The sequence below is a fragment of the Nostoc sp. CALU 1950 genome, from assembly GCF_051172895.1.
Taxonomy (GTDB): Bacteria; Cyanobacteriota; Cyanobacteriia; order Cyanobacteriales; family Nostocaceae; genus Nostoc; species Nostoc edaphicum_A.
Map to the genome: position 1 here is coordinate 98338 of NZ_JBDNJQ010000004.1, position 24547 is coordinate 122884.

The following is a 24547-nucleotide window of genomic DNA, read 5'->3' on the forward strand; positions in this document are numbered from 1 at the left end:
CTGAGTTAATTAAGGTATTAGACTGAAGCGAACTAAGTTAGTTGAATTCAAGTGAGCTGACTTAGTTGATTAACTTAGAAGATGGCTGAGGTAAGAAACCTAAATTCAGATAAGTTATTGCAGTTATCAGAAATTACAGGTTGTAAAGGTTGCCTTACTTGACTGAAGTTATCTTTGAGTTTTTATTAATGGGAAAATGTATTAGTTATCTTCTATTACTGTATATATGTTTATGATTGGCGGCTTGATTAGGTTGCTCAATTACTGCACTTTTAACTATTGGCATTAGTATATTAAGAGATTATAATAGAGGGTATAAGAATACAATTAATCAAAATTTATGAAACTAGATAGGATTACAAGTATCAGATTATTTCAAGGTGATGGTGACAAGCTTCAAACAGTAGCTAAACTTGAGGGGCTTGATAAATCAGATGTTATACGAAGGGCAGTTAAGCTTTATTTAGATGATTATGCTCTTAACCCATTTGCCACTCTAACTAAATAACTAATGAGAGGGGAGTAAACTAAAAACTTCCCTCTAGTATATAAATAACCTAACTTAATTATATTTATATGAAAACTATTAAACTAAATCAACAATACCTCAACTTCAATAATCCTGATACTAGAATTTTAGTAATTGAATCAGGTAAGGGTACAGGTAAAACCAGATGGATGCAAGATAACTTAGCTGATGTTTCTGCTTTATTCTTAAGCCATAGAGTGGCACTAACAAAAGATTTAGCTAATCGTACTAACTCTGCTCACTATTCAGATAATGCTGCTTATCATTCAAAAAGGTTAGTAATCTGTGTTAACTCTCTAATGAATTTAACTAACTCTGATACTCATAAAAATGCCACTATAGTAATTGATGAGGCGACTCAGGTTCTGAGGCATCTAATAGGGGAAACTTGTTCAGGTGATAGACAAGAGATACTGAATACTTTGGCTAATAAAGTTTACAACTGTAAGCAACTAGTCCTACTGGATGCTGATATGAATCAGGAAACATTAGATTACTTTGTTGAGATGTTTAACTATAGAGATGTTCAAGTAAGTCAAGAAGATATTACTTGGGTGACTAATACTTATAAATCCAATGATAGAGTATTTATTGAGTTTCCTAGTTCAGATAGTTTACAAGTTGAGTTACTTAAAGATTTGGCGGCTGGGTTAAATTGTTATGTTGCTTGTGATACCCAAGCTAAAGTAGACCTTATCAGTTCTGTAATAACTAAATCACCCATAGAAATTAAAGGTAAGTTAACTGTACATGGTGGTAACTCAAACCAACTAAAACAAACTGAGTTTATTAATGATGTAAATTTGATACAAAAGAATTATCAAGTTGTGGTAGCTTCTCCAAGTTTATTTACTGGAATGGATATTAACCAACCCCACTTTGATAAAGTGTACTTATTTGCTGATGGCGCTTTTGCTACTGCAACTGATTTACTACAAGCTTCAGCAAGAGTTAGAACTGTAAAAGAAGTTAAGTTCTGGGTTACTACAAGTAAAAGTAGTGAACTTACTGATTGGAAACAGATACTATCTAATAAAGAGAGAGTTGCTTTTGGTACTGGTTGGACTGGTACAGTTAACCAGGCGTTAGCAGAGGCAAGAAATGGAGATGTTTGGGCTTGGGATTTTGATATTGCAACTGGGATATATAAGGTTAAAGACTCTGCTTACATGAAGATGTTTTGTCAACTACAAGCTATACAAAATAAATCCCTTAATGATTTACATTCTTCATTCCTTGAAGCTGCTAATAAGGAAGGTAGAGTTGTATCACATGCGGTAAGTGAGGATGAAGTTAGACAATCAGAAGCTATGAAGCAGGCTAGTAAAGTAATCAAGCAGCAGAATAGAGAATTTAAACATCAAGCTATTCTTAATGCCCCTGTCATTGATTCAGATAGATTATTTATTCTAAAGCTTGACCCATCTCTTTTATCTACGGAGGAAACTAATTCAATTAAGAGATATAAGTTACTTGAAATGGTTGGCGGTTTAGTTGAGTATCTACCTGAGGCAGTTAGACATGAGAGTAAGATGTTTAATGCAGTTAAGTTCCAAAGTTGGTTGAGTAGAAGTTTAGAAGACTTGGCTATTCAAGATGAAAAGGATTTACTAAAGGCTCCTTCTGAACGTAAGTATAGGGTCAAGACGGTTAACTTAATCAGAGAGTTTTTAAACATAGTTAACTATGATGGTTCATTAAAGGGTGAGGAACTAAAAGCTTTCCGCTTAGAGAGAAAAGGGAATCCTCACTTGGCTAACCATAAATGGTTTACTCAGAATGCTGTTGAATTTAAGGAATTACTAGGTGTATCAGTTCCTAAGGATGTAGAAGAGAAACCATTCCAGTTTATTCAAGCAGTCCTAAATACTTTAGGGTTGGCCACTATAGATAAAAGAGTGAGTGTAAGGAAAGGGGATGTCTTAGTTAATAGCTGGTGTGGTGGTGTTTATCCAGATGTAGATGCGGATGAGAAGATTAGAGTTAGAAAATACTATCTTGACTTAAGTTCAGTTGAGATGATGAATAAGATTCTGAAAGCTAAGGAAGAGAACTTTGCTAAAAAAGGAGAGATGGTAGGTTTGCCATTCTAGCAGTATAAGGTTAGTTGAGTGCTGGCCAACCTTTTCTGTTAAAGAAGAAGATAAAAAAGGTTGGCCACTACTTGAGTTATAGAAAGCATAGTTATGAGTAACTCAAGCTAACTTATACTTGATTTACAGTAAGCTTGGGTTACATTTAACATTAGTTATAGTTAATGTTTTCTATAACCTTGGTTTACAGTAAACTCTATAATCTCTATGCCCCCAGAATGAAACCCCCTCTACTACCATATAGTAATCATTAGTAGGGCGATCGCACTGGGGGTGACTTCTATCACATACATAAGCTAAATGATGCTTTAGGGTAGGTAAGTACTTAACCAGGTGTGATTATGCAGGAGCAAAAGAAGGAAGCAATTAATAATTTATTTTACTCCTATGTACTTTTAAAGAAAGTCCTTCTGTTATCTGACAATGGTGAATTATCTAAAGATAATGAAAAACTTAAAGCGACAATTTCAAATATAAATATTGAAATTGGGGAGCTTATTCAAGATATAGGCATATCTGAAGGAGTATCTTTTTTAAATTCTGATCCTAATTCTGTTAATACTTTTGACCCTAAAAAATTAGGGGAGTTTATTCAAGCCAGAATAAATATAGGTTTAGATGACCCGTTATAGATTAACAACCAGTAGCATCCCTATCGATATTCACAAAGCTAGAGCTGATTACAACAAAAGTTAACTGCCTAGTAAAATTTTAGAGTGTAAAGCAAAAATAAGCATTTAGTAAAAGAGGCTAGGCTTCTGACAATAAGCTAACTAACATTACCCTTTTCACAACAAAAAACCTGATGAGTCAACTACAAGATTAGCTAACTCATGAGGTTATTATTTTTATAATTTAGTCTCATTTATCCTCTTCACCTTCTATAATTTCTTCATCAATTTCATCTTCTTCATCATAATCAAAAATATGTTGCCAAATTTTATTACCTTCTCGCTTGATAGTATACCCATTAATACAAATTTCATCTCCATCTTCTAATTCACAAAGTAAATTCAAATATTTTATTAAAGCAGAAAGGTTAACTTGCATAAGGACTCCTTGGTTGATTGATGTTTAAAATATTTCTGGAACTTCAAGTTGTTTGATTACTCCTGAATAATGCTTATAAATTACTTCAGGAGAATTACCCACCATATCAGCAACTTGTTTAACACTAATACCTGCCTCCAAACATAGGGTGATAAAAGTGTGACGACAGTTATATTGAGGTAAATAATATCTAATCAACTTATCATTGACTAAATTAGTTAATACTGGTTTCCATACTCTATTGAGAAAATTATGAGTATTTAGCTCTCTACCATTGCGATTATAGAAAAGTAATTTCTCAGCTTCTTCATACCCAATAGAATTTAAGAGTTCTTTTAGCTGATTATTAATCGGGAATAATCTTATTTGGTGAGTTTTAGTATCCTTCCTCACCCTTACATCAGAGGGTACAGCTTCAGCAAAAGTGATATGTGTTGAGCTAATATGTTTCCATTTCAAAGCTACAGCTTCTTCAGGTCTACAGCCTGAGAGAAATAATAGACGAACATAATTGGCATAATATGAATGAGGCAGTGGTGAATACTTAGGACAATATTTATTGCTAATAAAAGCATCAACAATAATACTTATTTCCTCTCTGTTAAAAGTGAGTATAGTACTATCTTTTCTTTTGGTCTTAATACCTTTAGCTAAATCATGAAAAGAATTAACTTCTATTAACTTAGATAGAACAGCCCAATTACAACAAGCATTCATTTGTTTAAGAGTACGCTTGGCTGTTTCAGCAGAATAAGTACTCAGTAAATGATTCCTTATCATCACTGCTTGATTAGCATCAGTAGTAGGTAATGCTCTGATGCGCTTCTCTATTAATGAGTAGTCACGGACAAGAGTTGATTCCTGTACTTGACCACTTTTAAACTGAGTATACTTTTCCCATAACTCAAGTAGGCTGTATACCTTTTGTTTCTTAGGGGTAGCGGTGTGGCCAGCTTTGTATTTGGCAAGGGTAGGGTCAAAATAACCAGCTAGGATATCTAACTCTATTCGTCGTGCCTGAATCTCAGCAGCAACTTTATTCTCAAGAGTGTCAGTTAGATTCAAAGATAAGTATTTCTGATTGCCATTAAATAAAGCTCTAGGAAATCTTAATCTAAGATAACCTTTAGATACTTCAATACCAACTTTCATGGTAATCCTTTGACTATTTTGGATAGTCATTGGATAGTCAAAGGAGAGTTAAAACAAAGATTCAGCTTCCATGACCACCAATGTACAGAAGCTGAAACCCTTATATAGATTAAATTTTTAAGTGGCTCAGGTCGGAGTTGAACCAACGACCCCAGGCTTATGAGTCCCGTGCTCTAACCAACTGAGCTACTGAGCCAGATTTCATTCAAGTCATTTAATAATATAGCATACAAATTTGCTCAAGACTAGACCCTTTTGCAATTTTATTAGAACTTCCATCCCTGTTGAGGTCATACAAAGCAAAAGAGGGAGGTAAACTCCCTCAACTAACAAGGCAATAATTTAGTTACAGACAGCCAAGATTTACAGGCGATCCGGTAACATAGCGATTGGGTTAACAGCACCCTTGCCTGATTTATGGATTTCAAAGTGGGTGTGTGGCCCAGTACTATGACCAGTGCTACCCATTAAAGCAATTGTTTCTCCTTGATTCACCTGCTGACCTGCTTGCACCAGAATCTTGCTGTTATGAGCATAGCGAGTCGTGCTGCCATCAGGATGGCGGATTTCGACAAGGTTGCCATAACCACCTTTGTTCCAACCAGCTTTTTCTATTGTCCCCTCAGCTGAGGCGACAACTGGCGTACCAGTGGAGTTGGCAACGTCAATTCCTTTGTGCATTCTACCCCAACGCCAGCCATAACCAGAGGTGAGAGTACCCTTTGCTGGCCATGTGTAAGCTATGGTTGAGGAAGATGGAGGAGGTGTGAGTTCGTCAATGGGTCTGGGCAGATATTGATCCACTGCTGCCAAAGGCGGTAGTATCTGTGGAGAAACGGTGGTTCCCCGCATCTTTCCTAAGGAGTCAGAGGAATTTACTCTTCCAACAGGCGTTGCGACTCTTGTTGGAGATGGAGTGCGAGAGGGAGTCCACTGGCTAGCAGAACCTAGATTAGGCAAGAACTCTGGGTTTACTGCCTCGTTAGGGCGTACAGTAGTACGGAATTGGGTCTTAATTGGTTGAGCGCTATAGTTAGCCCGAATCGGTGTTGGAACTGGAATTGGTATCGCTACACTATTCGGTCGAGGAGCAGAGTTCGGTATGGGGAAATTATTGGGGGTAGAAATAGGAGTGAGCATCGCAGCATTATTAGTTTCGGTAGCTGCTGCTGGCACAACTAAGTTTCCAGACTGTTGAGCGCGATATTTCTGCTGTAACCTCTGGATTTCAGCTTGTAAGCCCCGCAAACGGTCATTATTGTTATTGTTTCCCCTTGCTACCCTATTTGCTGCTGTTTTAGGCTGTTGCATTTCGGCAAAAGCTTGTGGCACTGGAATGTCACCACCAACGCCATAAGACCTAACAGTGGGGGGGGCTGTTTCTAAGTCAGTTGCACTATTTGCCTGAATCTGAACAGTTACTGGTGTAGGGACAGCAACGCTACTGTTGTCGGCAATGGTTGGTGATTGTGAACTAGGTAGGTATGAGTTGGCACTACCAATATTCACAGGGGAAGTGGCTACTTTTGGAGTTTTGCTGGACTCTACAAAAGTGGGCTTAGTGGCTACAGTTGCCTCAACTTGAACAGCAGGAATAACTAGTTTTTGACTAATTTTCAGTTCATTTGGATTATTGAGGTTATTTGCCTTAACTATTTCTGATACTGAAGTGTTGTATCTGCTGGCGATCGCTGCTAGTGTATCTCCAGGCTTCACTTCGTAGGCAGTTCGAGTCGAAGATGCAATAACTGTTGGTGTAACTGGTACTGGTACACTTGCACTAGTCTGTGTCTTCTGTTTTAACCTCGATATCAGGTTCGCTTTGCTGGCATCGTCAGAAGTATCCGATTGGGCTAATACAGTCTTCTCAACCACAGTTGTTGGCTGTGCCAACTCTATATCAGCTTGTGATAAATTTTGGCTTTCCCCAGACCGCAACTGTGCCAGACTCTTTCTTAAACGGTTCGATTTTTCTTGTAATCGATTTAGTGCGAACTCTTGTTGCGCCTTAAGTTGTGCATTTATTTCACTGTTGACTGCGCCAGATGTTGCCACTGTTTGTGGCTCGGCAGTTAGTGATGCATTTGTACTACCAAAACCATCAGCACTAGAGTCAGACAGATTATTGACTGTTGGGAAACTAGTTTCGGCTAAGGTATTGTTCAATCCCTGTGCCAGTTGAGGCTTCAGGTAAGGGGAATTTTTATAATCAGCTGTTGCTTGGGAAAACGTTTCTGATGCAGGAACTTGCAAAGACATTCCACTTGCGGCAACTTGCCATTTAGCTTCAAGCCCAGGCACTTGTGAGACTGCCGTTGGTTCCACGATCACAGGACTTTCCGGCACGCTCGCTGATGAGACTGCTTGGGACTCCAGCTTTGTGGAGGCGAATTTCACCTCAGTGTCAGGAACAGCAGGAATCGCTGAGGTTGCCTTTTGGCTGCCTACTGGCACCGCTGCTTGGGCTTGATCGCTTTGTCGAGTCACCAAAAGGCTGGTTGCTCCCATAGAGATTGCCAAGCCAATCATGGCGGCTTTTGTCCGCACCCGGCGGTTAACTTTTGGATTCATCACATTTAGCAGTTCCACCGGGGCATCATCGCTGCTGGGGTTATTGTTCAACACAGCTTTTACTCTCTTTTTTAATGCTCGTTTCAAAGACGACCTCCTATGATCACTAGCGCTTAACTGACCTCGATTTTTCAGTTGGATACTAGTCAATGATTTAGATCACAACAAATGATAGATCAAGATCACATTCACCAGAGATGCTTACGCAAGATTAACCTGCTTCTCTGATTTAGACAAGTTCACACGTGTTAGCAAAACTTAAAATTTGCTGTGTTTACTTGTCCGAACCACTCCTAACACCACTTAGGACGTTTTACTCTTTACCATTGTCCGCGCTTGTCTTGCGTCAATCGCGGGGACTGGACAAACATATTTGCCAAGTCCATAGTCGCTGCTGAGAATCAAATTGCTGCCTGCGACTTCTGGAAAATTGATGCCCCCTGCTGTAGATATCTTCAAGATATTTCTACCCAATCCGTCTTCTCAACACGAGACTTTACGTTGATTATTCCCTAAAAAACAACCGTATTAACTATCGGCGACTTTTTGGCTGCTTTCTGCCGTTCATTGAGCCAAAATAGCTCAAATGTAAGACATGACTGGATTTTAGCGCATTTGTTCCCAAATTTAGGATGTTTCAAATTCATCAAAATCTATCATTCAAATTTGGCAATACCCCAAGTTTTATATACAAATTTCTTATAATAACCTTCCTTTGTTTGTAAGTATCTTCCACTACATTTTGGTAATAAACCTAATTTTCGGTATATTGTTTTACATATTATTACAGTAAAGAAGAGAATTTTTGCCGCCAAAAATAAATCGTCTAATAGATTCTGGGAGACGCCGTAAGTAAATATACTTATGAGTATAAAGGTAATCAACTATTGTAAATAGCCTAACTGACGACGGGTTTCAAATAAGCCAATTGCCACACTTACCGACAGATTCAAGCTGCGAACCCCCGGTTGGCTCATGGGAATATACAGAGTAGCATCGCAATCTGACAGAATTGCTGGTGGTAGACCCGTGGTTTCACTACCAAACAACAGCCAATCATCAGCTTGAAACTGAAAGTTTACATAATTACAACTTCCACCAACTGTATAACCCAGCCATCTACCTCCACGCTCCTGATGTAATGTTTTAAAGGCTTCTAGGGATTCGTGATAGTGGAGTTTGACATAAGGCCAGTAATCTAAGCCCGCTCTTTTGAGGTAGCGATCGCTAATTTCAAATCCCAAAGGCCCCACCAAATGCAATTCTGTACCTGTAGCTGCACAAGTACGGGCAATATTACCTGTATTAGGAGGGATTTGGGGGTTAACTAAAACTACCTGAGGCATTGTCCGTATAATTTACGTATTGTATAAAACAATCTATTGTCAATGTTAAATCTACCAAAAGGTAGAGGTGATTCATAGGTTTTGTTAATAATAATCAAGCATCATCCATCGATTAGATTTTTAAAACGAATCGCAAACCCTCCCAGAGCAATGCCTGAGAGGATATTTGGCTAAAATCAGTAAATGTTAAGTTTTGTGTAGAAAAAGTAAGTATTTGTGTCTTTTAGGGATGGTAGTCTCTCCAAGAGAATCTACCATTTGTATGAAGACGGGAGTGGGGAGTGGGGAGTGGGGAGTAAGGGATTGGGGATTGGGGAGATGAGGGAGACAAGGAGAAATTATTGAATCAGTCTCTTCTCTTCCTTGTCTCCCCCCTCTCTTTTGTATGCCCAATGCCCCATACCCAATGCCCGATATCTCTTAGATTAAGCCAGTAGTGACGAACACAATTTGTCTTCGAGTTCGATTTCGCGCTCTTGAGTGGCGATAATAGCCTGAGTGATGACGCGTTGGCTATCAAAACCGACTGCGTGTAATTGCAACCACTGTTGAGCTTCATTACCTTCGCGGAGGATTTTGTGCAAAGGGGAAAGGAAACAGCTAAAGCCTCGTTGTTTGGCGATCGCCCAAACATCTTGGTACATTTCAGAAATCCAATCTCTGGCTAGGATATTTCTACCATCTTGCCAATGCCTCAACTGAGCATCAAGACTACCAGCAGCAGCAGCAGCTTCGTTCTCAGCAGTCAGGGTGACGAGTTCTTCAGCAGAAAAGCTACTTTGGGTTAATGGCTCGATACTAGGATTTTCGATTACTTGCAACAAACGCGCTTCTAATAAGGCAGTAATCGCCAGCAAGGCAATGGGATCTGTGACTAAATCACAAATTCGCAATTCTAGGCGATTTAAGTCATAAGGACGGCGATCGCCATTTGGCCGTACTGATGCCCACAAATGCCGCACATTTTGCATGGTTCCGGCAACGAGTTGATCTTCCACCCACTGGATATGATCGGCGTGGCTGGCAAATAACGGCACATGGCTAGGTGTTTGTGGGAAGACGCCCCAACGGGTGGAGTGATAGCCAGTAGTTTTGCCATCCAGAAAGGGAGATGAGGCGCTGAGGGCGAGAAATAGAGGTGCTTCCATGCGGATCACCCTACATGCCCGCATTAATACTTCTGGATCGCTGATTCCTATATTTATGTGTACGCTAGCAGTAACTACTTTCGTCCCGTAGGTATTCTCAATGTAGTCATGATAAGTATTTGCTGGATCGGAACGGAGAAAGCGATCGCCGCCACCCAAAGATAAAGTGCTTCCCGGTATCAAGGTATAATCGCCTAAACGATTGAGGTAGTTTCGCAACTCCCGCCGGGGACGCAGCAAGGCACACAATAAATTATCGTAATTATGGGATGGTTGGGTTATGTATTCAACATTGCGGCTATCTGGCTCCCGCATAAACCCACCCAAAGCGGCAACAATTTTGTCGGAGAGACCGACGATTTCACCTTGAGGCGTGCCAGTGTACATCTCAATCTCAAAGCCTTTTAATAAGACCACCTTGTTCTCCTCGGCTCTCTCTACCTACAAATTGTATCGAATAAGACGAATCTCTGGATCTATCTTTCGGTCAATCAAAGGTTAAGAATCATTTAATTGCCAATCCCGGCGAAATCAAGACGGCATATTTCTGCGCTGTCTTCCGATAAATTGAAGTATGAAAAATATCCTAGTACAGCACGGCGGAAATAAACCACCCATTCCCAATCAACAAAACCCTTACGCTGTCTTCATTTTTAATTTTTAATTTTTAATTCCGCCTTGCGGTACTAGTGTGGATTAAGGACGGTACAAAATAAAATCATTACGTGAATCACTCTCTTGAACAATCTTGAGACGTATAAACTGTTCCCACACTTCATCACTAAGTAAGTTTAAAGCAGTTTCGGGATGGTTAATTGCGATCGCGCCGATAACTTTACGCCATCCCTGTTGCAATAATTCAATAAAATCCTCTTCAATAGAAACCAGATTCAGCAACGAAAGTGCAGTTTTAAAAATGGCTGAATCAGCTTGTATATTCTTGGACTTTAACCCTTGAAGTGCCACATTTGACCACACAGGTAGAAGTTCTAGCCAGTTCTTTTGCTGTATCTCTTTGAGTGCAATATCTTCCATACCTAGCGCACCCCACACACATAAAGTCTCTACAGCCAGTTTATAATCGCGGTTTTCTAGAGCATTTTGCCATAAATATTGAGCGTGATTTTGGAAGCGATTCGCGAGAAATTCATAAGCTTCCTGGACTTGATGAGGAATTGTAACTTTATAAACTGACTCGCCTCGTGGTAAATAATCGCCGCGATAAGATAGCCAGTTATGAGATCCGCAAAGATGGATTTCTTTATCAACTATTACTTCTTTAACATGGGAATCTCCCAACCAAAAAACCTGTACAGATGGTAAACCATCAGGTGTTTTTATCGCTCGAAGTTTTTTCTCTATTTCTGATGGAATTGGTTTATCTTCATCTTCTTGTCGCCGCGCAATTCCATGTCCAATTAAAATCCAAACTCCGCGATTAGCTAATTTCTGTAACAGAGTCAGAAATTTTTCATTGACAACTGCCTGATTCACCCAAGGAGAATAGATTATAACTTGACTTTTAGCCGAATTTAAAACTTCTAAAAAAACTTGGCTAATTTGCCCATCCCGTAACTGTACGGCATCCCCTAGTACTTTAGACTTATCTATTTCATCACTGGCTTTAGTCGCAATTTCTAGCGCCTTTTGGCGAATCTTTTCGAGTCTAGCTTCTATTTCTGTGTTTTTCTGCTTGAGAATGGCTTCACGTTCAAAATTTATAGCTTCGGTTGACAATTTACATAATGCTTGCAAAGATATTTTGCCTTCATTATGTAGCACTTCTAACCAATTGGATGCTGACTCTAAAATTTGCTTTCCATTTCTTATTTTAATGCTCAATTTATCTTCAAGGGCATCGAAGATAACGAAAAGCGATATCTTTCTCCAAATTTTTTGAGTCGAAGCAAGCACTTTACAGGAAGTGACGATTTTTCCCTCTTCTGGTACATGAAGTGCTAAACCTGAAGTTTGAATGCTTTTTTGTATTTTCTCAAGCGGTAAGGAAGCAATATCAGCAATTGTATTATCAATAGTTATAAAGTCTGCCAAATCAGGCAAATTTATCACTGTTTCATTTAAAGATTCAGATTGAAAGGTAATCTTGTCGCTTAAAGGGTCTGTAATAGCATTAATTTGTATAGGATATGGTGGCTGTGGCACAGATCCTTTTTCATAAAATGAGCGACCTTCAGGAGTAACTGTTAGTGGCGATGTTGGTGATAAAGTTTGTAATGAACGAAGAGTTGCAGTAGTAGTTTTAATAAATACAGAATCAAGCCCAAGTACAGAGGCTAATTCATCTTCTGTTGGCGGAGGTTGAAATTCAATAGCAGCACGGATGATAAATTCTTCGAGGACGTTAAACTGGCGGGGTTCCTTGATATTTAGTTCTACAGGAGTTTGACGTAAGCTATAACGAAATTGACGCGCTGTTAAAACTGACAAACTAGGACTTTGCGCTTCAATTTCATCTACAAAATTCTTGAGATTTTCATCAATCGGTTTAGCAGAAGAGGCAAAAAACATTAACGTAACAAGATGGGATATTTAATTTGTACAAATACTTGTAACCCATGAGGCAAAGTACTTTTATGCTTTCAACAAGCGTTGACGACGACTAGCCCACCAAGCAAATCCAGCACCAGTGACAAACATTAGCAAACCATAAATTGCCCCAGGAATAGCCATTGTAGGACTATTCAGCAGCGTAGGTGTAGAAGCGATCGCGATCGCTAGAGTCCCATTTTGAATTCCTACTTCTACTGTAATTGCCGTAACGCGTTTTTCTCCTAAGCGGGTTAAAGTCGCGATCGCAAAACCTAAAGCCATTGCAACCACATTCAAAACCAGAGTTGCCAAGCCTACATCTATTACGTAAGAAACAAAATTATTCCGTTCTCGCAGCAGCACTCCAGTAATTACCACCGCCAGGAAAAATAAAGACAGCCACTTCACTGGTTTATCTGCCTTGTCTGCCAATCCGGGTGCATACCGCTTGGCTATCATCCCAATTGCTATAGGTAGAAGTGTAATCACCGCAATCTGCAAAACAGTATTTAAGAAAGGTAACTGTAGCGTTGTTCCTTCCCCCAAAAATCTCTGCATGGACAAATTTACTACCAGAGGAATCGTAAAAACTGTAATGAAACTACTAATAGCTGTTAGCGTCACAGAAAGAGCAACATCACCCCCGGCCAAAAACGTAATCATATTAGAAGTAGCGCCACCGGGACAGGCTGCTAAAATCATCACACCTACTGCTAATTGTGGTTCAAGGGGAAACACCGACGCAATGCCAAAGCCCACAATCGGCAACATGATCAACTGGGCCACCAAGCCAATCACCACCGCTTTGGGATAGATTACAACTCGCTTGAAGTCCTCTAGGGTCAAGGTTAACCCCATGCCTAACATGATAATAAATAGAGCTAGGGGCAGAAAAACAGCCGTCAGAAAATTTGCTTCCATCCTTAACCCGCGTTGGTAACAATAAAAGTGCCTTTGGATTGTACCGTGTTTCCCCTTAGGGAATTGATGGCTGTTGCAAATTAAGCTCTTGAAATGGTTCAGAAGACTCTTCTAATTTCAAGCTACCGGCAGATTTACCGTTGATTTGTAGAGTGTATTTACCCTGTGGCAAGCCTTCTAAATAATAGACTCCAGCGCCGTTGGTGACAGAAAAACGCCGAGTCCCCCGATCTGGTTGTATAGCTTCTACCCGTGCGCCTGCGATCGCTTGACCTTGAGCATCCGTGACTACCCCTGATCGTGTATAAGAACGAATTAGCGGAATCATCACAGAGGTGTAACTACCAGCAATCACATCAACAGCTAAGGATTCCGCCGCAGCCTGCCAATCAGGAGGTAAACCTGCTGGATCAACGTCGAGGCGATAAACGCCAGGAGACATCCTTATTAAAGTGCGATCGCCCTGGATTTGTGGTAAAAACGACTTCAGAGGTTTATTGTTCAAAGTCAACAATAAATCAGCGTTATCTGTATAAACTTCTTCCCCTCGATCTTGTTTGCCGTTATTGTTTCGGTCAAAAAATGGCTTAATCAAAAGTCCGCCTTGTGTACGGAAGTAATTAGAACGGCGATCGCCTGGACTAATACCCCCTTGTAAATTCAGGCTAGAAGCTAAATCTATGCTGAAAGTTGCTTCATCGGAACTTGCCGATACTCCTTGATAACGCGCCCGTAATAGCAAACCTGGTAAAACTGTTGTGGAGAATGTGGCTAGTAGTCCACTACCCTGAGAACCAATACCATAGCCCAACTGTGCTTCCCACTGATAGCTACCATCAATTGCCTGTTGTTGTGAACGATAGCGCCAACTTACACTTAGCAAGCTGTCGCTACGATTTTGATTCTGTGTTTCATAATTTAACAGCAGTGCGCTGCCACCATTAGAAAAGCTGTTTTTAGAAAATTTGTAAGTCAGTTCCGACAAAGTACTGATTTCGTTACCGCGTTGCGTTAATTCTAGTCTCCCAAGACGTTGCAGCAAATTCCAGCGCAGGCGGTTTTTAGTATCTAAGCTGACACGGGCAAAGGTAAAGGCATCTTTGCCACTCAAGTTAATTTGCATTCCGCCAGATGTTGCATCAGCCGTGTCAGTACTAGTGAATAAGGTGAATTGAGGCAAAACTCGCCAATCTAAATTAAAACGACTAGACAAGCGATCGCTAATAAATGCAGCACTCAAGCTAGAAGATGGATTATAACGAATATCTGTATTTACATCCCACTTATTACCCGTCAGTGCTGAAACTGCTACCTGCAAAGGTAACTTTCCCGGACGCCAAAATAATTCTGCTAAGGCTCTAGGCGATTCGTCATACACTCCACCTAAGCCTACTGTCAGATTTTCTGATAAACCCCAACGCCCAGCAATTCCACCCCGAAAGTCAGAAAAGTTTCCCAACAGACTTTGATTTCCCACAAAATCCCGTCGTAAACCACCAGAAACGATTAATGCTGAAGCACCTGCTGGTAATTGTCCTGGGACTGTAGAAAAAGTAGCCTGTTGAATTTCTGGTTGTGCGGTGAGTCGTCCTTGGGGATAAAGCAAGACGCGATAATTGTTGCCCAAAAATTGATTTTGGCTTTTAATATTTTCAAAGCGGTAAATCCCAGAAGAATCAACTAAAATTTCGGCAATCACGCGATCGCCAAAACCTTGTACCAACCGCACTAATGTACCTGGTTCAGCCTTACCAGAAATTGTGCGTCCAATAGCATCTGCTTGTAACCGTTGGCGAGGATCGGAAGAACCGCCACCGAAGGGTTGAGGTGGTACAAACCCCTGTCGTTGAATGGATGTAAAACCCCAATAGTCTCCTGTTCCTTGAGTCTGCCAAAACGTTGGCTGGGAACCTACAAAATAATCAGCTGAATTAGTTTGTCGAAGAAACTGCGCTTCGGCAATATTCCAAGTTTGCGGATTTTCTAAATTTGCTTGATCGGTGCGGATGAACCATGAACCACCAAAAGCACTACCAACAGCAAGAAAATCACCTCTATAGTTTGTCGATCTGGTAGCACTACCGCTAGCATTTACCTTCTGTTCAATTGCGGCGATACTAAACTTTTGAGGTGCAACGTGTGGTAATCCTTCTAGTTGAATTGGAGTTTCCGTTTCTGCTAGTTTGCCACTAGATTGATCTAGTCCTGGAACATCTAAAACTATGGCGTATTCATTGATATCAAATTTCGCGGTTACGCCAAATAGAGTTTGTAAATCTTGAATTGTAAAGACTAATCCTAATTCTGGATCAGTACGAAGTTTTTTTGGATCAATGCGAGTCACAACACCAGGCGATCGCACTTCTAATTGACCATCAGGTAAAGTGGTAATATTTAATTTCAACCCTTGAATTACAGCATCATAGGGTAACAGCCAATTTGCAAAATCAATTGCTTCAGAACCATCTTCTTGACCACGCACTAAAACGCTAGGATTGACATTGCGGCTCCCTACATTCAAACCTACGGGAAAAACTTTAAATTCAGAATTCTGAGCTAATTCGGTACTTATAGGGGTTTGTGGATTTGAAATTGCAGGTGTATCTGCCTTAGCTGGGGCAATGGTAATTTGACAGATGAGAGCGATCGCAGCTAGCAGACATTTGCCTCTATTTACTAACCGAAGTTGCACAAATTTTTCATTTCTCAGTAAATTTATTTATAAAAATAGAAGCGTTGCATTGCAACGTCTTTACAAACATATAATTCCCATACACCAAACAAAATTATCGATATTCTTGCTATATTTGACAGCAATACAAATTCTCCAAAGTCAGGCTACAGATACTAACCGGAAAAGAGACGCGATAAATCGCCGTCTTTACAAGAAGAATTCCTTTGTAGAGACGGCGATTTATCGCGTCTTTGTAATTGAGATTAAATCTGAATTTCTTAATTACGAATTGTTATACAAGCTATTTCTTCTGTGATGAAGACATTTGTGTGGGAATAGTAATATTTAGATTGAAAGGCAACTTACTTTTTTTACTGTCTTCACCCCAAAACAACTCACCACTAAGCTGATATTGGCCGGGTTTGAGGGCTGGTTGGTCTTTGCTGGGGTAATTTAATAAGAAATTGCGATCGCTATTTGCCACCACAGCATTAGCATCTACCTGCCCAGTTTTGACAACAGTTTGCCCTTGACGTAAAGTCCAATTTAAGCTAGGTAAAACAGTCGCTTGACCGTTATTGCGAACTAAGAGTTGAATTTGTTTTTGCTCTGGGTTAAAGCTAGCACTATCAATCGCTAATTGTGGAGAAAGATTGCCTTTTCTGACGTAGAATGTCACGCCAATTCTTGCCACCAAAGTAACGTTATTACCAGCAGCATCTTTGGATTCACTGAGAGTTTCATTAAACACTACCGCACGATATTCCCCATCAGGTAAATTAGGAGCCAAGCGGCTTATGAGGCGTACCCGGCGAACTTCTCCTGGTTTGACAGTCAACTCACGTGGTGAGAATTGTAGATATTTTGTCAGATCACTGGGACTAGAGGATAAGGTTTGAAACCCTGCATCACGGCTATATGTGAAAGGTTGAGCATAGATCCGAATCCGAGAAGGGATCTTACTGGTATTGGAAATCGTGATCATTCCTTGGGCTTGTCCGCGTTCCGCTTTAGCTTCAATAACCAGAGGAGAAACGCTCATTTGTGCTTTAGCAGCAACAGGAAACAAAATTAGGGCGAATAAGCCGGCACTAACAGCAGCTAGAGAGCGCCAATTGTTATTGAGCATATTTATAAATATGGCAGGATTGTTAATTTAATTCCTGATTTATAATTCCCAAAAGCAGACTTATTTTATCTCTGGGTAATCAGAAAAATATCTTGTCGCTTGAAGATTTATTCTCTAGCGACAAGATATTCAGCAACTATTTTTCTCAATCAATCTGAAGGGAAACTGGAAAAATTTTAGACTATGGCACGATCGTCAAGGTTGTCACATAGCTGTAGCTTCCAGGAACAAGAGGACTGCCTTTATCTACAATCATGTCTATATCCAAAGGTAAACCGCTACCTCCTGGTAGAAACACAGGATTACCATTCTGAGAATCTGTACTGCCAAAAGGTGAGTTGATCATCCCGACAGAGTGAACTGGTGTAAAGCTAGGGCCTCCGGTCTGCTGTGGCTGAGATATACTAACTCTGGCACCTTGGTTACAGCTAACAAAAACCTTACCAAATACCCCTCCAGAAAATCCTCCCGCTAACGCTGTTGGGTTAGTCTGCTGGTTGAGTCCCAATTTACCAGGAGTAATTTGATCGAAGTTGCAGACACCACCGACATTTGCTGTAAAGGGAACATCAGCGGTTTGTGCCATAGTTTTGGGCGCAACAGCAACAGAACCAACAATTATCAAAGCAGCGGTTAATAAAGAACGACGAATCATTTTTAAATCCTTCTCAAATGAATTAGAGTTCAATCAAACGAAGTCTCAACAAAAAAGCAGTTATGGTGCGATGGTTAAGGTGACAATGTAGCTATAAATTCCTGGCGTAAATGCTACTGGTCGTTCTACTAATAAATTCACCTCTAGATTGGTATTACCTGCTGGCAAAGTTGCGCTTCCACCACCAACATCACTGCGAACATTGGTAGAACCAAATTTTAAAAAGCCAATGTGCGTTGTCCCAGATGGATCGGCACTAGGGCCAGATACAAGCCTGGGGGGAGAAACAGTAACGGTTGCAGATGTGCTGTTTTGTACACCTATAGTGGCGGGAGTTTGTGATTCCAACTTTGTCGAAATTCCACTAGAATTGCCAGAAATAGTTGCTTCAGCAGTACTAGGGGCAGAAGAACTAAAGCTAGCTTCAGCTGGAACTGTTCCACTGAAAGGAACATCTGCACTTTGAGCTAGCACAGCTTGATCTAGAACGAATGCCTGCACGCTTAATGCACTTGCCAGCACCAGGCTAGAGGTTAACGCTAGACGGTAAAGCATAAAGGAGTTAACTAATTACTCAGCGTTGTCTTGTCTCAGTGCTTTTTTTAGATTAACTATCAAATGTCACCTTATCGACCGCAAGAATACGCGAGTTTTCTCCCAGAGAGTAAATTCAGTTAAGATACTTAGCCCAAATTACGGTTTGTGAAATTTCGGTTTTTTGTATGCATCGATTTGTGCGATGCCTGCGGCGAGCTACGCCTACGCGCACAACTTTACACGGTGACTCATAACCGAGATTTAGTAGCGAAAAATACGGTGCTTCGGTGGGGTTAGTTTGATCAGGCGATCGCCTCAACTTTATCTACCCAATTTTTGAGATTGTCATTAATAGGTTTAGCTGAAGAGGCGAGAAACATCAACGAAACCTCCATGAAGACTTACAATATTTGAAACTTCAGAATACATACTTCCGACTTTACCTGATTGATGGGTAAATAAATTATGACAACCCACAATTATTAATAGTTCTTGAGCGCGGGAAAATGCAACGTTAACCCGTTCTGGTTTCTTGGCAAATCCCACATCTCCTTTACTATTGTTGCGAACCATACTCACAATTACAACGGGTCTTTCCATACCTTGAAATCTGTCTACTGTACCAGTACGAATTTCTAGGGAAGGGAAAAGTTCAGATTGCAGACGTTCATCAATTTTTCTTAATTGAGCGCCATAAAATGTAATTACAGCAATTTCTTTTTTTGGCTCACCATTAGCAACTTTAGAAGCCCAAGTACTCTCGAATTGGTGACACAGACGTTCAATCGCATCAATTTCTGGAGTATTAAAGTAAGAAGTTCCATTTCGTTGCTCTAAAAACTGATTTTCTATCGGCGTTTTTACCCAAAGAAGATGCTGAGATTCTTGGATAATTTCGCCTGCTAAATGATGTGCGCGTTTTGTATCTGGCTCCAAAATACCAGATTCTAGTTTCCCGTCATAGAACTGATTGATTGCTCCCATAATAAATGGGTGCATTCGATACTGTGTAGTTAACATTTGTTTGATGCTTTCATCAGCAGATTCAAACTGACTTTTAAATAGTGATTCTTCTAAGAATTGTAGTTCATCTCTTGTATTACCCATTGTTTGAGCAACTTCTTCTACAGTGCTAGTATCAAGCATGGGTGGTAATTGCCGATGATCGCCTACCATGACTAACTTTTTGCCTTTTAATGCTGGGATTAGTAACTCTGGTGGAGTACACTTACTAACTTCATCAATAATGACGACATCAAAAGATTTGAATTCTTCCGAAAAACCTCTGCTTGCAGCTTGAACGCAGGTGATACCAACGACGTTGGCATTATCTAGATAGATACGTCTTAAATCATCGCGATCGCGTTCCGTTGGCTGTCTTAATTTTCCTATCCAATCTTGTACATAATTCTGATACTTATTGATATAGGTTTCATCTTTCTGGAGTTGCTGTTGCCAAGATTCAAACTGAACATTTATTTCGCGTAAAAATTCTAGATTAAATAAGTCACCATAAGAATTTTCGAGCTTAAATTTATCAGGTATTGTTTGCCATTCTGCCATCCACCAGTTTCTTTCTACTGTTAAATCTTCTGATGGCTGTGGTTGTGATTTTTGTTCTATTTCGCGTAGATTAGTTTGTAATTGTTGAAGCTGCTGTAGGGAAACTTCAGTTTCTTGCTTTAGCTTTGATAAATGCTCATGTAGAGAATTGTTAATCGTCTCCAGCACAGAAAAAGGTTCTAGTGATGAAATTAAGCTTTCAAGCTGAATAATACAAGTTCCCCAAGAATTTACTTGATTTGAGAATTCTTGCGGCTGCTCCCAAATATTTGATTGTGTTGTGAGATATTTTTCAATTAAAATACGTAATTGAGCAGGTATATTTGGCTGTTGATTAAGTTCTTGCAAGATATTAATCACTCGTCCAAGCTGCAAATTAGCATCTTGCTGTGCTTTTTCAGCCTCAGCTTGAGTAATAGATATTTGCTGTTGGCTAACTTCAGTTTTCTGAAGTTCATTTAATTGTCGTTGCAAATGCTGAAGCTGTTGTTCAGTTTCAGTTTTGACTTTTAAAACGCATTGACGTGCATTTGCAAGGATTATATCTAGTAATTCTTGTGTAATGCGGGTGAGAGTAGAGTCCAGATTATTCCATTCCCATGATGCTCCATAAGTTCGTTGCATTCTAATTAAGAAAACCTGGGTATTCTCAACCAGTAACTTTCGCTGTTTGGGGTTGAGTAGCTGATAATTGTTAAACTGTTGATAGGTTTCTTGCCATTGGGTGCGATCGCTCTTTGATAGCACCATTGGAATTTGACTAAAATTTTCTTGTAAAAAATAGCTAAAATTATGCTGTTTACCCCGCCTGTCAGTAAAACCTCCGTCTATTTCATAAGCGATCGCCTTTGTCAATAACTCCCATTCTGGTAGGTTAATTTTGTATACTTTTGGTACTATTGATAATTTTAATGTATTAGCAAACATCAACAAACCTAGCGGCAAATCCACTAAATTCTCTGTTAGTGGTAAACCTGATTGCTGACAATCTTTTAAGGTTTGATACAGATGAGAAGGCGCTGTAGATTTCCATTCTTTCACTGCTGAGATAATATAATCTATTTCCCGTTTACGGTTTTCCCATATCTGGATTGTTTGCTGTAGATTTTGCAGTTTGGTAAGATATTGCTGATAATCTGGTTGTAGCTGATTTAACGAGGCGAAATTTTGTTTGACAACCTGCACTGAAACCGCAACTTCTGATATAGCTTTACTTGCATCTTGAGCATAAGTCAAAGCAGTTTTAAATTCAGAAATTTCTATTGCTACAGTTTCACGCAACCAAGCCGCTAAACCAAAAGCGCCAAGCGCCGGACGCAAAAAGCCAAGTTCATTAGTATATTTGATGGTTTGACGAACATTTGCTAAAAATTCTTCTACTAAACTGTTCCCTTCTGTGTATGGCTTAAGAAGTGGCAAAAAATCTGTGACTTCTGGAGCTTCCCAGTTGATATTTGGAGCAGTATTTAGTATATTTTTTAGCCCTGAAATTAGTAATTCAACTTCGCTCTGTTTCTCTAGAGTTTCGTTGTAAGATGTTTCTTGGTTTTTAAAGTTAGCCTCTAGCTTTAACTTATTTTTATTGAATTTAGTTTGTTGCTGATTAAATTCTTCCTCTACTTGTAAGTAAGCTGTAAATCTTACTGATGATGCCAGCAATTGACTGAAAACTTGGATATTTTCGAGCCGTTGAGTCAGATTATTTTCACAGTCAGTTGCAGTATTTTCTAGCCATCTGCCAATTACTTGGTCTTCTAGAAATGGCTGTCCTTCCTCGCCAACTTTCTCGGCTCTCCCCTTGCGTACAGCCCGAATTACTGGGTTGTGAACTAATCGACTGAGGGCGTTATCTACTGCTAAATTGGCTTGAGAAGCAATTAGAGTTCGTCCACCGCGAAGGGCTATTTGATAGCAAATCTCGGCAATTACGGTAGTTTTACCAGTACCAGGTGGCCCTTGAATAAGAACAAGATCCTTAGCGGCAAGTACCTTTTCTACTGCTGCTTTCTGACCAGGATTAGCAGAAGATAACAATAAATCTTGTGGTTGAAGTTCAACAGTTGTTTTGATTTGTCGAGCCTGAGAAGCATCGAATAAAAAGTTGCCTAAATAGGGATTTTGGGTGTAACCATTATTCAAATCATCTAAAGCTTTTTTCTTACGCTGAATCTGCTGAATATCACCAACTGCTTCAAAACACAAAAATCCTGTATCTGGCAACTTATAACGCTCTGTTGCCATATATTCAGCTAAGTCGCGTTCTAATCTGAGGCTGATAATACAACGGTTGGGGTCAAGTTCCTCAACAGTCCCTAATTGACGACCGCTAATCCAATTTTTGCCGACGGGAGCAGTTTCAAAAAGCTTCAAATCTTCGTTTTTTGTGCGTCTTGCTCGTTCCCAAAAATTGTCAACATCAAGGGAATTTTGATAAAAGCCGTCAAGGGTGGCTGAGGCTACATCTATTTCAAAACTGATCCGTCTTTTGAAGTTATAGTTATGACTTACATAACGCACGCAAAACTGACGCGCTTTCGCAATTTTTTCCTCAATCTGCAAAAAGGCTTTCCAAGCTTTCAGCTGATCTTCTGTGGGTACATGATCACCACAAACTGGCGCGGCGGCGATGCGTTTCAATGTTGCGGGCGGTATGTCGAGATGATGCTGATGATTAGGTAGCAAACGCAAGCGACAAGGTACAGCATAGCTATCGGCGTGTGCCCGTGAGAGTTGTAATAAGTAAACTGACAGTATTTTTAAACCGCCGCGTCCATCTTTTTGTACAGCTGCTCTAAATCCTAATGTTTTTCTGAGCTTCTCTAGTCTTGTGGGTAACTGAAACTCATCGGAGTCTGTTGCTATTGTCAAATCCCAAATTTCTTCTCTTGCCTCTTTCCCCGCGCCTTTGCGACGCACATAAAACAGAGAAGGCTTTTTACCGACACATTCATACATTAACTCATTGGCGCGATCGCGCCGCTCCCGAAATTCGGGATATGATTTCAGGGCAGTTTCCCCTTCCAGATGACGGATAAAACTATCAATTGCTGAAGCTATAAACGTATAGCCCCAATCTTCAGAGGTTATTTTAGTAGTTTTCGAGGATTTTGCTGTTAGTTTATTTACCGCTACACGAATGCGTTCAACTTCGGGTTCTGAGATTGTACTGGTATGACTTTTGACTACAATTTTGAGCTTTTCACAAATTAATAATAGCTTCTTGCTATCTAAATTTAATTCTTTTGCTAGTTCGTAGACTCTGAGTTTGCCGTTGTTCATCCAGTAGTGCCTTTGCTGACAAAATAGGGTTTAAATTTAAACGCAAAGGGGAGGCAGCGCGTTGCGGGGGTTCCCCCCGTTGTAGCGACTGCCGTCGCGCAGAGGTAAGCGCAGAGTAGCGCAAAGTTTATTTTAGTCCTATTCGCTACGAATTAAATTTGGCAATACTCTGCGTACCTTTGCGTTTACTTTGCGTTCCTCTGCGTTTAAAAACTTGACGATTTTGGGTAGTATTGCCCGCTAAATGACTATAGTTTGTACTGGCGGTAAACTTCACTGGCGGCGCGATGTAGCAGGGAATGCCGCCAAACTAAAGATTTCATATCATCAGCATAACCACCGCCAATGACGCAGGCGACGGGATAACCGCTACTCATACAAGTACTTAAAACCTGCATTTCGCGGCGGAAAATCCCGGCATCGGTAAGGGCTAATTTGCCTAAACGATCGCCTATATGAGGATCAACGCCAGCATCATAAAATACTAAGTCTGGCTTGACTTTAGATAATAAATCTGATAGGTAATTTGCCAAAGTTTGTAAATAAGCATCATCCTCCATTCCCACAGGTAAAGGAACATCCAAATCGCTGTTTTGTTTAGTACCGGGGAAATTGACTTCGCAGTGCATGGAGAAAGTAAAAACGCTGTCGTCATCCTGGAAGATAAAAGCGGTGCCGTCTCCTTGATGAACATCCAAATCCACAATGAGGATTTTTTGGACAAGTCCAATTTTTTGTAAAACGCGACAAGCGATCGCTAAATCGTTGAAAATACAAAAACCAGACCCATAACTAGGAAAGGCATGATGAGTTCCACCAGCAGTATTGCAAGCTAAACCTTGACTTAATGCTAGTTTAGCAGTGAGTATCGTACCACCTACCGCTACACAAGTACGATTTGCTAATTCTGGACTCCAAGGCAAACCAATGCGACGCTGTGCTTTGGGGTCTAGGGTTCCTTCGCAATAAGCTTGAACATAATTTGGGGTGTGGACTAACTCTATCAATTCGTGTGGCGGACGTTCAGGTGTGTGAAATTGTTCTTGATTAGCTACACCATCGGCTAACAGCAATTCGTAGAGTTTTCGGAATTTAGACATCGGAAAGCGATGTCCTTCAGGTAGGGGAGCAATGTAATCTGGGTGGTAAATAATTGGCAAGTCCATAATCGAGAAAATCTCAAGCAGCTAATCTGACAACTAGTTACCTTGGTGGGGTAAAGGGGAAGGGGTAAAGGGAAAAGGTTTTTACCCGGATTTCTCACCACACCTCTCAAAGCCTGCGCTTGTGCAGGGGAGCAGGGGAGCAGGGGAGCAGGGGAGAGTTCAAATACTAAGTTCTTTCCCCTCT

The 24547-nt window shown here is 40.3% G+C and carries 15 protein-coding genes and 1 tRNA gene; 2 read left to right on the forward strand and 14 right to left on the reverse strand.

Annotation, left to right across the window (positions count from 1 at the left end; genetic code table 11):
- The first annotated feature begins 576 nt into the window (after positions 1 to 576).
- Positions 577 to 2622 (forward strand): plasmid replication protein, CyRepA1 family, encoded by a 2046-nt coding sequence (locus ABF638_RS02385; RefSeq protein ID WP_435019926.1) that lies wholly within the window; start codon positions 577 to 579, stop codon positions 2620 to 2622.
- 341 nt (positions 2623 to 2963) lie between these two features.
- Complete coding sequence (locus tag ABF638_RS02390) at positions 2964 to 3254, forward strand: hypothetical protein (protein WP_435019928.1); 291 nt, start codon at positions 2964 to 2966, stop codon at positions 3252 to 3254.
- Positions 3255 to 3483: 229 nt separating this feature from the next.
- On the opposite strand, the gene ABF638_RS02395 is transcribed toward ABF638_RS02390, so the two are convergent.
- The 14 genes from ABF638_RS02395 to ABF638_RS02460 form a co-directional block, all read right to left on the reverse strand.
- Positions 3484 to 3672 (reverse strand): hypothetical protein, encoded by a 189-nt coding sequence (locus ABF638_RS02395; protein WP_435019930.1) that lies wholly within the window; start codon positions 3670 to 3672, stop codon positions 3484 to 3486.
- Positions 3673 to 3696: 24 nt separating this feature from the next.
- On the reverse strand, positions 3697 to 4824 hold the full coding sequence (locus tag ABF638_RS02400; RefSeq protein ID WP_435019932.1) for a tyrosine-type recombinase/integrase: 1128 nt from the start codon (positions 4822 to 4824) through the stop codon (positions 3697 to 3699).
- Positions 4825 to 4946: 122 nt separating this feature from the next.
- Positions 4947 to 5020, reverse strand: a tRNA-Met gene (locus ABF638_RS02405).
- Between the two features lie 167 nt (positions 5021 to 5187).
- Positions 5188 to 7482: a peptidoglycan DD-metalloendopeptidase family protein gene (locus ABF638_RS02410; RefSeq protein WP_435019934.1), complete on the reverse strand. Its 2295-nt coding sequence runs from the start codon at positions 7480 to 7482 to the stop codon at positions 5188 to 5190.
- A 797-nt stretch (positions 7483 to 8279) separates the two neighbouring features.
- Entirely contained in the window at positions 8280 to 8741 is a 462-nt protein-coding gene (locus tag ABF638_RS02415; RefSeq protein ID WP_069068390.1) for a tRNA (cytidine(34)-2'-O)-methyltransferase, read from the reverse strand.
- A 425-nt stretch (positions 8742 to 9166) separates the two neighbouring features.
- Positions 9167 to 10306, reverse strand: a complete 1140-nt coding sequence (gene gshA / locus ABF638_RS02420; protein WP_435019936.1) for a glutamate--cysteine ligase — start codon at positions 10304 to 10306, stop codon at positions 9167 to 9169.
- A gap of 279 nt (positions 10307 to 10585) precedes the next feature.
- Positions 10586 to 12418: a hypothetical protein gene (locus tag ABF638_RS02425; RefSeq protein WP_435019938.1), complete on the reverse strand. Its 1833-nt coding sequence runs from the start codon at positions 12416 to 12418 to the stop codon at positions 10586 to 10588.
- Between the two features lie 63 nt (positions 12419 to 12481).
- The gene (locus tag ABF638_RS02430; protein WP_435019940.1) at positions 12482 to 13360 is read right to left on the reverse strand and encodes a bile acid:sodium symporter family protein; all 879 of its coding nucleotides are present in this window, start codon (positions 13358 to 13360) and stop codon (positions 12482 to 12484) included.
- 55 nt (positions 13361 to 13415) lie between these two features.
- Positions 13416 to 16052, reverse strand: coding sequence for a carboxypeptidase-like regulatory domain-containing protein (locus ABF638_RS02435; RefSeq protein ID WP_435019942.1), 2637 nt, complete (start codon positions 16050 to 16052; stop codon positions 13416 to 13418).
- 283 nt (positions 16053 to 16335) lie between these two features.
- Positions 16336 to 17163 (reverse strand): P pilus assembly protein, chaperone PapD, encoded by an 828-nt coding sequence (locus ABF638_RS02440; protein ID WP_435019944.1) that lies wholly within the window; start codon positions 17161 to 17163, stop codon positions 16336 to 16338.
- Between the two features lie 181 nt (positions 17164 to 17344).
- On the reverse strand, positions 17345 to 17818 hold the full coding sequence (locus tag ABF638_RS02445) for a hypothetical protein (RefSeq protein ID WP_435019946.1): 474 nt from the start codon (positions 17816 to 17818) through the stop codon (positions 17345 to 17347).
- 60 nt (positions 17819 to 17878) lie between these two features.
- Entirely contained in the window at positions 17879 to 18373 is a 495-nt protein-coding gene (locus tag ABF638_RS02450) for a hypothetical protein (RefSeq protein WP_435019948.1), read from the reverse strand.
- A gap of 339 nt (positions 18374 to 18712) precedes the next feature.
- Positions 18713 to 23197: a translation initiation factor IF-2 N-terminal domain-containing protein gene (locus tag ABF638_RS02455; RefSeq protein ID WP_435019950.1), complete on the reverse strand. Its 4485-nt coding sequence runs from the start codon at positions 23195 to 23197 to the stop codon at positions 18713 to 18715.
- 248 nt (positions 23198 to 23445) lie between these two features.
- Entirely contained in the window at positions 23446 to 24363 is a 918-nt protein-coding gene (locus tag ABF638_RS02460) for a histone deacetylase family protein (RefSeq protein WP_435019952.1), read from the reverse strand.
- Positions 24364 to 24547: the final 184 nt, after the last annotated feature.